This is a genomic window from Chitinophaga sp. SYP-B3965, assembly GCF_009647655.1.
In the GTDB taxonomy this organism is placed as follows: domain Bacteria; phylum Bacteroidota; class Bacteroidia; order Chitinophagales; family Chitinophagaceae; genus Chitinophaga.
The window spans coordinates 476,304-488,396 of the sequence record NZ_WJFD01000004.1 but is presented as its reverse complement, the minus strand read 5'-3'; the positions used below and the strand labels follow the sequence as shown (position 1 = coordinate 488,396).

Genomic DNA, 12,093 nt, shown 5'->3' with positions numbered 1-12,093 from the left:
CGTGGTTTGTTTGGGTTCTACCCGTTTCAGCAGTTAGCCAATTGTTTGATACGCAGACGCAAGCATCCGGCCGGTTGTACCCTCATACTTCCGGCCTTTTTCTTGAATCCGATAATTAAAATGTCAGTTAGGTAATTTAATGTTTGCTTTAAGGATTTATAATAACTGTCCTTTCTTTGATTTTGGCATTTATATCACTATATACTAGTATTTCCAGGAATTTGGTCAGGCTCACATGTCTTGGTAATGATCCGCTGAAAAGATCTTTAGGTATGCCATTCGGATAGGTAACGGTAATATCATACCACCTTTCTGCCTGCCGCAGGATGCTGCCTATATCAGCCTCATTGAATTTAAAATAACCTTCCTTCCAGGCCGTCACTTCTTCCATATCATCTGGTTTCACGATCTCTATCATCTTCGCCACCTTTGCCTGCTCACCAGGTTTCAGGCTCATACTGACGATGCCTTTCTTTATTTGCACAGCACCTTCCAGCAACGTGGTTTTCACATCCTCCTCGTCATCATAGGCATTGATGTTAAAGTGTGTTCCCAATACATTCACTTCCATTTTTTCCTCTCCGGATCCGGACAGTACTTTTACCCTAAACGGTGTTTTATGATTTAGTGGCGCTACTTCAAAATATACCTCCCCTGTCACTTTCACGATCCTTTCTGCACCAGTGAATTCTGTGGGGTAAGTAAGGGAAGAAGAAGCATTGAGCCATACCTGTGTGCCATCCGGTAAAGTGATCCGGTATTGACCACCACGCGGTGTGTGCATGGTATTGTACATCACTTCAGATCCGGCTGCACCATTAGTATTATAGACCAGTTTGCCATTAGCCAGCTTCACCACCTTTGTATTACCCTGCTGGCTCAGTATTCCATTAGACGCACTGTCCAGTGTAATAGTAGTACCATCTGCCAGGGTAAGCATGGCCCTGTCCCCACCCGGCTGCACCTCATTTTTTTTAATGGGCGCCGGTGGCAGAGATGCCTGTTGCACAGGCTTTTTCTGCTGAAACAAATAAGTACCTGAAGCTATTAATAATAAACTGGCTGCTGCTGCCCACCAGATCCGCCGCCGGAGGAATGGCACCCGTTTTGCTTTCAAAGCCGGCCGTAATTTCTCCAGTACCGCCTGTTTGGCATTATCATCCTGTAATTGATGATAACGGGGATCTTCCCACACTTCTTTCATGAATCCCTCCCAGGTTCCCCGGCTGCCAGGCTCACGGAGAGCAGACCACAACCCACGGAACTCCTCTGCGGATAATTCACCCGCCAGGTATTTTTCCAGTAATTTTCTCAGATCTGCATGCATAATTAATAGCTCCTGTTTTATGAAGACCGCTGAACGGCACAAAAGGAAGTGCCGGTTTAAAAAAATATTTTAAGGGAGGTTAGAAAGGAACACAATTGCCAGCAGGGCATGCTCCCGGAGGTATTTACGGAGGAAAGCGAGGGAGCGAACGATGTAATCTTTTACAGCCGCACGGCTAACACCCATCTGGTGACTGATCTCCTCATGACTGAGGCCCCTTTCCCGGCTGAGACGGAAAGCTTTTTGCTGTTGTGGCGGTAACTGGCTGATCCCTGCTTCCACAATGGTTTGTAACTCTTTAAATTCCGCAGGTACAGAAGTATCGCCGGATTCAACCCTTGCCTGGTAACTTAGATAATGCTGATAAGCATCTTCCAGTTTTAACCGGCTCATCTTTTTAAAGATCAGGTTACGCGCACTGATGAACAGGAAACCATCCAGCTTCTGAATGTCTGTTGCCTTTTCCCGGTTTTGCCATAACTGAAGGAATACTTCCTGCGCAATGTCCTGCGCCATTGGCGGAGACTTCGTTAATACAAGCGCGGAAGAATATACCCTGTTCCAGTAATGATCAAAAAGCCGGCAGAAAGCGTCTTCGCTTCCGGCAGCCATCTCGTGGAGTAGTATTTTGTCAGTATAAGGTAAACTGTACAAATGAACAGCGGCTTTTATTCAAGTAAACTTAGGAAAAAAAATTGCCAAAAAACAACTTACGGGAAAGATTATTATTAATTGAATCTTCTTTTTTAATTGGTTGAATGACCCCTCAAACTTAATGCCTTAAAGGCTTATGTCAAATTTAGTGTTTATGCAACACTTAAGTATCAAAACAGGACAGTACAGGATGGTTAGGTGTTGAAATTCCTGTTTTTAGTTCCGCCGGCCGGCATTTTTCCTGTACTCAACGGGGCTTACACCACTATGTTTTTTGAACTGCCTGCTCAAATGACTTTCATCCGTAAAACCCAGTTCATCTGCTATTTGACTCACCGTAAGTGTGCTATAGGCCAGGCGCTGCTGCACCAGTTTTATTTTATACTGTGTGATGTAATGTTGCAGGCTTTCTCCTGTAAACTTCCGGAAATATTCCCCCACATAATTGGCAGAAAGATTAAAACTGGCAGCCAGGTGACCCACGCGCAACTTTTCAGGGTTATTGATGTGCTGCCGGATATGTACCAGCATCCTGTTGATCAGTGGTTCAGATTCAATACCAGTAGCTGTGCTTCCCGTGCTGTCTGTTACATTACGCGCCAGGATGTTGAGGATAAGGGTCACAAAGTGTTGCAGGTTCTCCTCGTGGTAGGATTGTTTTTCTTCATACTCCTGCACCATATTACTCATCAGCGCAGAGATCATCTGGCAATCTCCCGGTCTTTTGATCAGCAGTTCCTGGAAACGGTTATGATGAGAAAAGATATGCTCCAGTTGTTTGAGCCATTGAGATATCCTTTCCCGGTCCTGGGCATTCTTGAATTGTGCGAGGAAAACTTCAGAGAAACGGATGGAGCAGAAACGTGTTGGATGAGCGATATCAAATCCCCGGCAGTCCAGCGGCGTAAACAGGAAGATGCTTCCCTTGTGGTAAGGAAACCGGTTACGGTTCACTTCCCGCATACCATCTCCTTCCAGGATCTGCACGATCTCAAAAAAATGATAGACTAACGGACGTTCATGCCAGCACTCCATATCTGACACATACAACTCAAACGGCTGATGTAACGCTTTATGCTCCATAACCTGTAAAATTACAAAACAAACCCCTCTTTATCACTGTTCCGCCGTAGCAGCACGGCGTAATTTTGAGGATCAAAAACAAACGTCACATGAGTTTAAAAGAAAAGCTGCTGTCATCCCTCATCACACCTTCCATTACTTTACGCAATCGTGTGGTAATGGCACCAATGAGCAGGCGGCGGTCAGAGCATGGCATTCCGGGTAATTCCGTATCAGTATATTATAGGCAAAGAGCCGGCGCAGGTTTGATCATCGCAGAGAACACAGCTGTTGCGGCAAATGGTGTTGGTTATCTGCATGCGCCGGGCATTTATAATACCACGCAGCAGGCGGCATGGAAAAAAGTAGTGGAAGAAGTACATGCCAGGAACGGAAAGATCTTTATCCAACTGGTGCATACAGGCCGTATAGGACATCCGCTGAACCAGGAAGGAGGTCTTCCGCTGGTAGCGCCCTCTGCTGTAACAGCAGCAGAAATTATCCGTACTCCGGGAGGTATTCATTTACCGGCTACACAACCAGAAGTGCTGAGCACTGCAGGCGCACAGGCTATGATAAATGCACACATACAGGCTGCTATCACTGCAATCGAAGTAGGTTTTGATGGTGTGGAAATACATGGCGCACATGGCTTTTTGCCGGAACAATTCCTTCACCCTCATACCAATCAAAGAACAGATCAATATGGTGGCAATATTGCTAACCGCAGCCGCTTTCTGTTAGAGATCATGGAAGGTGTAGCAGCAGCTATTGGTAAAGAACGCACCGGCGTGAGGCTTTCTCCCTTTGCCATACTGAATGATCTGCCGGCCTATGAGGAGGAAGAAGCTACCCACCGGCATATCACAGATGCATTACGGGAAATGGATATCCTTTACATCCACCTTTCCAGTCAATCTTCATCCATACCAAAGGCCTATATACAGGATGTGCGTAAACGCTTCCAGAACCTGCTGATCCTGGCAGGTGATTACACAGCCGATTCTGCAGAAACTGTTTTGCAGGAAGGTCTGGCAGATCTCATTGCTTTTGGCAGGCCTTTTATTTCCAATCCAGACCTGGTGGAACGATTCAGGCACAATGCACCTTTAGCAGTTGCCAATAAAGAAACCTTTTATGAAGGAGGAGAGAAAGGATATATTGATTATCCGGAGATGCCTTCCGAAGTCATCACCACCCGTTGCATCGTATCATCCTCATTATAATACAATGCGTCGATACAAACAGACCGGTGGTGACTGCCGCCTTTTTCAAGCCCGCCATTATGATAGAAGAAATAGGTCTTACCTTGAAAATCGAGGATGGCGGGCCTGTTGGTTTCACAGTTACCGGCTATTTCATTGAGGATGCCTTTAAACTCCCAGGGGCCGTGAATATTGCGGCTCATCATATAAGCCACTTTCTCCGGGAAACCGTAACCATAAGACAAATAATACCAGCCGTTCCTTTTATGGATATGCGCACCTTCCTGGAACTCCGGCAACTGAATAGTTCTGATAGGGCTTTGCAATTCTATCATATTCTCTTTCAGTTCTGCATAATAACATTGTTCTTTACCCCAGAAGATATAAACTCTGTCGTCGTCATCCAGCAGCACAGTGGGATCAAAATTACTGCCGTTTGTATCCAGTGGTGAGATCAGTGCAGAACCTCTGGCATCTGTAAACGGCCCGGTTGGATTTTCTGACTGTGCCACGCCAATTGCTTTGCCATCAATATCGGCATGCGTTACCGCTGCATACCAGTAAAACTTTTGACCATGTTGGATCACTTTGGAAGCATAAGCGTCTCCTTTAGCCCAGGCAAAGTCAGTGGCTTTGAGCGGACTGGGATGCTCTTTCCAGTTCAGCAGATCTGTAGAAGAAAAGCACAACCAATCTTTCATCACATACACGGATGAATCGGCTGGCGCTTCATCGTGACCGGTATACAGGTACACCGTATCATGATGTGCAACAACAGTAGGATCTGCTGTAAACTTATGTTGGATGATAGGGTTCATAGTGCAGATTCGCCTCAAAATTCCTGCCAGTTAATCATCATTTTGCCTGACCGGGAGATATGCCAAACTTCTTTTTAAAGGCTTTACTGAAGTGCTGTACGGATGAGTAACCTAATTGATCTGCCACATCTTTAATAGGCGTTTGTTTAGACAACAACATTTCCTTCGCTTCATGTAGTTTATGATCTGCCAGGTATCCATACACAGTATTATTGAAAACTTCCCGGAAGCCTTTCTTCAGTTTAAATTCATTGATACCGGCAATGCGGGCCAGTTGTATAAGAGAAGGTGGCTCCAGGGCATGTTGCAGCAGGTAAGTTTGTGCATAATGAATACGTTCAATATCCTCTGCCGTTATACTATAAGCAAAAGGTGATTTCCCTGTAAGGTTTTCATAGGCCTGCGTTTGCAACGCCAGCAGTTCAACACATTTTGATTGCAGATACATCATCTTGAGCCCGCCTGTGAACTGGCAATATAGAATATCCTGGATGCACTGATGCATAGCCAGTGTCATCGGCATATTCTGCTTGTTGATCTGTATTAAACTGTTTCCGCTGATCTTCTCTGCCAGGTCCATCAACAGCGGAGAACTATTTTCCGCCAAAGCAAGAAAAGCGCTGGTTGTAAAATGCACTTCAAAGAACCGGTACCGCATATTTTTCCGATACTCCCCGCCGCCTGCAAACTGAGGCAAATAATGCATGTTGCACTGGTTCTCTATAAAATTATAATGCTGCCCGTTCCTGTCGTGCCTTAAGGTACCCTGGCCGGATAACGTGAAATGTAATTCCACCACGGACGGTTCATCTTCCATTTCCATGTGCAGGTTCATATGTTCATGCACTGCTACATCTCCATACTTTATATAAATACCTGCAAATGATAATTGCACTATTTCTGCATCTCCAAAAGCAAAGCTGTGTTTATGCCTTTTTTCCGTAACCAGGGGTTGATGAATAATATCTTCTGATATGCCTTGTCCTAATTTCCCTGCACGCCCCTTAATATCATAAACATTTACGATCATAAAAGAATCCGTTTAGTATAAAACATGCTCCGTATGGTATAAAAGTAAGCATAATTATTAGACGCAGTTTTGCATATAAAATAAAAGACCAGATGTTTTATCAGATCACTTTATTCCTGCACTCCTGGCTGCGCTGGGTAGTAATGTTATTATTACTGGCTACTTTATTCACCAGTTTATACGGATGGCTGTTTAAGAAGATATTCACGGATGCACACCAGAAATTATTCAAATTGTCCAGCATGCTCCTGGGCATCCTGGGGTTAATCGGCATTGTGCTGTTCCTGGTTGCCAGCCCTATCACCACCACTATCTTATATCATAACATAAAAGGTATCACCGCTAACGCGGGTATTACGTTTTTTACGCTGCGTCATCCGCTGGCTATGTTTGCTGCTATTATGATAAGCGAAGCAGGACAAAAGCGGGCGAATAAGATGCTGCTTTCTGCAGGAAAATTCAAGACCTGGTTTCTTTTTACGCTGATCGTACTGCTTATTATTGCGGCGAATATACCATGGCCCTTCCTCTCTTTTGGCAGACCGTTGTTCCGTTTCTGATAGAGGAATCTCCTTTTATGTTAAATAAAACAAAAAGTACCCCCGGTTTTGGGGGTACTTCGTCAATATGCCGTTATCATAGTATACCATTGCACATTGACGAATTTAACATAACTGCACACATGCTATATTTTCTCTTTCATACGGTATTGCGTTATCGCTTCGCAGTGGTAATGCAAAACCTCTCCCGCTCCTTTCCGGAGCGATCATATGAAGAAATCAATCATATTGCCACCCGGTTCTATCGATATTTCAGTCATATGTTCCTGGAATGGCTGCAAATGATCCTGCTCTCCGAAAAACAAATGAAGAAACGGGTGCAGGTGAATAATGTCGCTTTACTGGAACATTACCATGCGCAAAAACGTAACGTGATCATCATGTTAGGGCATTACGGAAACTGGGAATACGCCAATATCCTCCCTTCCTATCTCTCATTTGATGTACATGCCGTATTCAAACCTTTATCCAATAAGCTGTTCGACAGGATCATGCGCAAGCTCCGCTCCCGTTTTGGCATCAAATTACTGTCCATGGATAAAGTAGTACGGTACATGCATGCCAACAGGGAAAGGCCCGGCGCGTATATCTTCGTATCTGATCAATCCCCTTCTCAGGAGAACCGCTTCACCGTAGATTTCCTTCATCAGCCTACAAACGTTATCACCGGTGCAGAACGGATCGCCAAAAGCCTGGATGCCGTAGTGGTGTATGCCGTTATCAATAAAAGAGCGGAATCCTCCCATTGGGAGATCTCTTTTTCATTGATCACAGATCAGGCTGCCACAGCGCCGGAACATAGCATCACTAAAACATTCTCGGAATTCCTGGAACAGGATATCCGCAGATCTCCTGAATACTGGTTGTGGACGCACCGCCGCTGGAAAAATAACAGATCATGATATTAGCATTCATCGCCTTCCTGCTGCTCTTCGTCATTTTTGCCGCACTGACGGGCATCCTGGTACGTTCCATGGAAGATTAAACATTTTTCCTACCTTCAGGCATGCTTAATCTTCGTGTAAACTACCCATCCGTTCCACGGGAAATGGATGTATTCCAGGAATACTGCAAAAATATAACGCCCTCAGCCGTTAGCGGATTGCTGCACCCATCATATCAATCGCTGGATGCTTCCGGCAAAGCCGTTGTATTTAACTGGCTACACGCCGCAGGGGAACAGTCTGATCTTATTTCCCTGCCCAGTGGCAACAATGCACTCTACTGCATCCTCACTTATTTCAGAAGTATAACAGAACATATTGCCATAGAACCCACTACTTTTCCCGGCTTCAAAATGAGCGCTACCAACATGAACTACCAGTTCCATGTAATAGCAGCTGATGAAGAAGGCATGCTGCCGGAAGCTTTGGCAGAACACCTTAAAACCGGCAAAAGCAAACTCATCTACCTGCAGCCTACTATTCACAATCCCACCACCAACGTGATGTCTTTAGCACGGCGGCAAGCCATTGCAGAAGTAGTACGGACTTTTGAAGATGTATATATCCTGGAAGATGACGCCTACCGCTTTCTGCATCCCAGCCCTCCTCCTTCCTTCCTCACTATTTTCCCGGAGCGGACCATGCACATCCATAGTATGTCCAAACCTTTCAACCCGATGCTGAGGTCCGCTTATCTCGCAGCGCCCAAAGGATTACTGAAAGGCATTGAAAATCTCGTGCAACTCACTTCCAGCGGCACCTCCCAACTGTTTACAGATTTCAGTATCTACCTGATGAAAGGAGAACTACTGAAAGGGATTATCCACGAAAAACAACAAGCCGCACAGGCATTACAGGAAAAAGTACAGCAGATCTTTAAAGGACTTTCTTACAAAACCTTCCCCACCTCCTTCCACATCTGGCTGAAAGCAGATCCAACCATACCGGATCAGTTAAAGGAACAGGGCATCGACATCCCTTCCGGGGCCGATTTCTCCATGACAAACAACGCAGAACATATCAGGGTTGCCCTCGGAATGTCCTGGGACCAGGAAGCATTATTACCGGGATTAAACACCATTGCCACTACCTTCAAATAGAATTTTTACAGGAACACTTGGAGAATCAAATATTAATCCTTTACTTTGTCTACAGTTTTAGTAGACTAATAAGCCAACGTATTAAAGAACCACTCCTGAATGTAAGGTAACTGTCCACCACCAGCGGTTTATCTTATCAAAGGCGTTTCGTAAAATCAATCGAGATGAAACCTTTACACACATGTTTAATCCAATCAATGGTGGCAATGCATTCTATACATTCCCCCATTGACAATTATTGTTGCTGCTGATCTCGCGGTAACATCTGCCATTATTCACATTCCCGCATCATAGCAAGCCACTGGTGAGGCCCCCGTGTTCCCCGTCGTGCTGCTTACTTCCAACCTGTAATCTATTTTATGAAACAGTTCTATGTTTTTCTCCTGTTATTTAGCTCGTACAATGCATGGGCGCAGCAAGCCCAAACGGTCACTGGTACAGTAACGGATGCCGTCAGCAAACAACCGCTGGCGGGTGTAAGCATCTTTATAAAAGGTACCAATAAAGAAATTGTATCCGATGCAGAAGGCAAATACACGCTTTCCGGCACAGCAAAAGAGTACGTGCTTTTTGTAAGCTTTCTCGGTTATCAAAACCAGGATGTGAAAGTGAATCCTGCCAACGCCCACATATCCCTGCAACCGGGGAACCGCACCATCGATGAAATTGTAGTAGTGGGATATGGTACACAGAAAAGAAAGAACCTCACCAGTGCCATCTCTTCCGTGAATGCTGCAGAAGTGAAAGACATTCCGGTAGCAGGTTTCAATGAACAACTGCAGGGTAAAGCCTCTGGTGTGCAGATCAACTCCAATACCGGTATTCCCGGTGATGGTGCTTTTGTACGCGTACGCGGCACCACTTCCATTAATGCCAGTAATGATCCCTTATATATCGTAGATGGCGTGTTCATCAACAACACCAGTTTGCAAACCGTGAACAGTGGCGGTCGTGCCACCTCTCCCATTGCAGACATCAACCCGAATGACATAAAGAATATAGAGATCCTGAAAGATGCCAGCGCCACTGCTATCTATGGCGCCCGTGGCGCAAACGGCGTAGTGATCATTACTACCAAACGCGGCAACTTCAATTCCAAACCAACCGTGAGCATTAATTATTCAACCGGTTGGGCAAAAGCCCCGGAGCTGTGGGACCTTACCACCGGCCCGCAACACGCCACCCTTGTAAATGAGTTCTACGCCAATTCTCTCGCAGATGCCACCAGCGCAGCAGATAAAACCAAATATGCCCTCCCGCCTTTCCGCCCTGTAAGCCAGGGTGGCAGAGGTTTACCCGAAGAACAAAAAACATACGACCGGCTCGATAAATTATTCCGCACTGCCCGGATCAACAATTATGATCTCTCTTTAAGCGGCGGCGGCAAAGGCACAAAATATTTCATCGGCGCAAGTTATACCGACCAGGAAGCGATCGTAAAACCACTCAGCTTTAACCGTGGGAGCTTCCGTTTAAATGTAGACCATAAAGTAAGCGACAAAGTAATGGTAGGTGTAAGCAACGGCATCACCCGTTCCTACAGGAAGCAGGGCAGAACAGGCGATGGCCCCGCAGGTGGTATGTTGCAATCCGCCTTGCACACCCCCACTTACCTCCCGGAAGTAAATGCAGATGGCACACCCGCCCGCTGGGCAGGGTTCGACAACTTACAGGTGCTGATCGATAACTACGATGTGAACACTACCAGCCTTCGCTACATCGGTAATCTTTATGTGGATGCGGAACTGCTGCCCGGTTTAAAATTCCGCAGCAGCTGGAGCCTGGATTATAACAATTACGATGAATCAGAATACTGGAATGATCAAACGCAATTAGGCGCTGCGCCCACCAATGGCCTGGCCACTTCCAACATCACACAGAACAGCACCTGGATCAATGAACAAACGCTCTCCTGGCGTAAAAACATTGGCAACAAACATGATTTTGGCATCCTCATAGGCAATACCATCCAGAGCAATATCACCAAAAGTACTTTTGCACAGGGTTCCGGTTTCCCCAGTAATTCCTTCACCCTCATTTCTGCTGCAGCCACCAGAACGGCTTCTCAAACATGGACGAAATCCAATCTCACCTCCTTCTTTTCAAGGATCGATTATAGCTATGCAGATAAATATGTTTTTGAATTCACGATCCGCGCAGATGGTTCTTCCCGTTTCGGAGAGAACAGGAAATTTGGCTACTTCCCGGCTATCGGCGCAGGATGGCGTATTAAGGAAGAACCTTTCCTGAAAGAGTTTGATGCTATCAGCGATCTGAAATTCAGGGTAAGCGCAGGCCTCACCGGTAACCAGAATGGCATTAATAATTTTGCGGCACAGGGCAACTGGACAGGTGGCGCCGGTTATCCCGACAACAGTAGCGGAGATAAACCCGGAACCGCACCACAGCAACTGGCCAACCCTGATCTCCAATGGGAAAAAACAAGGCAACTTAATGCCGGCGTTGACCTGGGTATCTTAAGGGATCGTGTGAATATTGAGTTCAATGTCTATTCAAAATATACAACAGATAACCTGCTGCAATTACCCGTTTCAGCCATTACAGGTTTCACTTCCTATTATGCAAATGAAGGCGAGATCAGTAATAAAGGATTTGAACTGGCCATTAATACCACGAATATAAAAACACGCGACTTTAATTGGACCACCAGTTTCAACATTTCGCGGAATGTAAATAAAGTAGAGAAGCTCCCTATACCTATTAACCAATACAGCCGGGATTGGGTACGTATCCAGGAAGGATCTTCACTCTACTCCTTCTGGTTGTATAAACAACTTTATGTAGATCCGCAAACAGGAAATGCCGTGTTTGAAGATGTGGTGAAAGATGGCAGCATCAATGTAGCAGACCGCCAGATACTCGGCAATGCTGCGCCGGACTTCTTCGGAGGATTGAGCAACACCCTCTCTTATAAAGGTTTTGATCTGGGCCTGCTCATCAGTTATCAATATGGAAATGACATCTTCAACCTGAACCGTTTCTTTGGAGAAGGCGGTGGCACACGAGATGCCAACCGCGTACTCTTTGCCAGCCAGCTTAAAAGATGGCAGAAACCCGGTGATGTAACAGATGTACCACGCTTAACAGCCTTTGGCAATAATTACACTTTAGAGCAGAACAGCCGTTTCCTGGAAGATGGTTCTTTCCTGAAGCTGCGCACACTTACGCTCGGCTACACCTTATCAAAAATACCGAAGGTACAGGCAGTACGTATCTACTTCACTGGTAGCAATCTCCTCACGTTTACCAATTACTCCGGACCTGATCCTGAAGTGAACGTAACGAGCAATCAGAACATCCAGGGCCTGGACATTGGCACACCACCACAGCCCCGCTCCTTTCAATTTGGCATTAACGTAACACTGTAACAAC

General features: G+C 45.7%; 10 protein-coding genes. 5 read left to right on the top strand and 5 right to left on the bottom strand.

The features are described 5' to 3' along the window. Positions 1–148 precede the first annotated feature (148 nt). The 3 genes from GFS24_RS22995 to GFS24_RS22985 form a co-directional block, all read right to left on the bottom strand. A complete protein-coding gene (locus GFS24_RS22995) occupies positions 149–1,327 on the bottom strand; it encodes a FecR family protein (RefSeq protein WP_153663683.1) in 1,179 nt (392 codons plus the stop codon). Between the two features lie 69 nt (positions 1,328–1,396). Further along, positions 1,397–1,939, bottom strand: a complete 543-nt coding sequence (locus GFS24_RS22990; RefSeq protein WP_153663681.1) for a sigma-70 family RNA polymerase sigma factor — start codon at positions 1,937–1,939, stop codon at positions 1,397–1,399. A 258-nt stretch (positions 1,940–2,197) separates the two neighbouring features. Continuing rightward, a complete protein-coding gene (locus GFS24_RS22985; RefSeq protein WP_153663679.1) occupies positions 2,198–3,064 on the bottom strand; it encodes an AraC family transcriptional regulator in 867 nt (288 codons plus the stop codon). Between the two features lie 89 nt (positions 3,065–3,153). Between GFS24_RS22985 and GFS24_RS22980 the strand changes: the two genes are divergently transcribed. Then, a complete protein-coding gene (locus GFS24_RS22980) occupies positions 3,154–4,269 on the top strand; it encodes an alkene reductase (protein ID WP_153663677.1) in 1,116 nt (371 codons plus the stop codon). Here the strand turns inward: GFS24_RS22980 and GFS24_RS22975 are convergent. Continuing rightward, complete coding sequence (locus GFS24_RS22975) at positions 4,209–5,066, bottom strand: glycoside hydrolase family 43 protein (protein ID WP_153663675.1); 858 nt, start codon at positions 5,064–5,066, stop codon at positions 4,209–4,211. The genes GFS24_RS22980 and GFS24_RS22975 overlap by 61 nt on opposite strands. 37 nt (positions 5,067–5,103) lie before the next feature. Next, positions 5,104–6,096 (bottom strand): helix-turn-helix transcriptional regulator, encoded by a 993-nt coding sequence (locus GFS24_RS22970; protein WP_153663673.1) that lies wholly within the window; start codon positions 6,094–6,096, stop codon positions 5,104–5,106. A 92-nt stretch (positions 6,097–6,188) separates the two neighbouring features. Here GFS24_RS22970 and GFS24_RS22965 point away from each other — a divergent pair, with 92 nt between their 5' ends. The 4 genes from GFS24_RS22965 to GFS24_RS22950 all read left to right on the top strand — a co-directional run bounded on the left by GFS24_RS22965 (position 6,189) and on the right by GFS24_RS22950 (position 12,089). Next, positions 6,189–6,656 carry a hypothetical protein gene (locus GFS24_RS22965; protein WP_153663671.1) on the top strand — a complete coding sequence of 156 codons (468 nt, stop codon included), beginning with the start codon at positions 6,189–6,191 and terminating at the stop codon, positions 6,654–6,656. 122 nt (positions 6,657–6,778) lie between these two features. Then, positions 6,779–7,558, top strand: a complete 780-nt coding sequence (locus GFS24_RS22960) for a lysophospholipid acyltransferase family protein (protein ID WP_173003166.1) — start codon at positions 6,779–6,781, stop codon at positions 7,556–7,558. Between the two features lie 104 nt (positions 7,559–7,662). Then, the gene (locus GFS24_RS22955) at positions 7,663–8,700 is read left to right on the top strand and encodes an aminotransferase class I/II-fold pyridoxal phosphate-dependent enzyme (protein ID WP_153663667.1); all 1,038 of its coding nucleotides are present in this window, start codon (positions 7,663–7,665) and stop codon (positions 8,698–8,700) included. A 359-nt stretch (positions 8,701–9,059) separates the two neighbouring features. After that, positions 9,060–12,089, top strand: a complete 3,030-nt coding sequence (locus GFS24_RS22950) for a TonB-dependent receptor (protein WP_153663665.1) — start codon at positions 9,060–9,062, stop codon at positions 12,087–12,089. The last annotated feature ends 4 nt before the right edge of the window (positions 12,090–12,093 follow it).

Bases quoted from the DNA above. Each gene is read 5' to 3' on its own strand.
- GFS24_RS22995 (WP_153663683.1), bottom strand. From the start codon at position 1,327: ATGCATGCAGATCTGAGAAAATTACTGGAAAAATACCTGGCGGGTGAA.
- GFS24_RS22990 (WP_153663681.1), bottom strand. From the start codon at position 1,939: ATGGCTGCCGGAAGCGAAGACGCTTTCTGCCGGCTTTTTGATCATTAC.
- GFS24_RS22985 (WP_153663679.1), bottom strand. From the start codon at position 3,064: ATGGAGCATAAAGCGTTACATCAGCCGTTTGAGTTGTATGTGTCAGAT.
- GFS24_RS22980 (WP_153663677.1), top strand. From the start codon at position 3,154: ATGAGTTTAAAAGAAAAGCTGCTGTCATCCCTCATCACACCTTCCATT.
- GFS24_RS22975 (WP_153663675.1), bottom strand. From the start codon at position 5,066: ATGAACCCTATCATCCAACATAAGTTTACAGCAGATCCTACTGTTGTT.
- GFS24_RS22970 (WP_153663673.1), bottom strand. From the start codon at position 6,096: ATGATCGTAAATGTTTATGATATTAAGGGGCGTGCAGGGAAATTAGGA.
- GFS24_RS22965 (WP_153663671.1), top strand. From the start codon at position 6,189: ATGTTTTATCAGATCACTTTATTCCTGCACTCCTGGCTGCGCTGGGTA.
- GFS24_RS22960 (WP_173003166.1), top strand. From the start codon at position 6,779: ATGCTATATTTTCTCTTTCATACGGTATTGCGTTATCGCTTCGCAGTG.
- GFS24_RS22955 (WP_153663667.1), top strand. From the start codon at position 7,663: ATGCTTAATCTTCGTGTAAACTACCCATCCGTTCCACGGGAAATGGAT.
- GFS24_RS22950 (WP_153663665.1), top strand. From the start codon at position 9,060: ATGAAACAGTTCTATGTTTTTCTCCTGTTATTTAGCTCGTACAATGCA.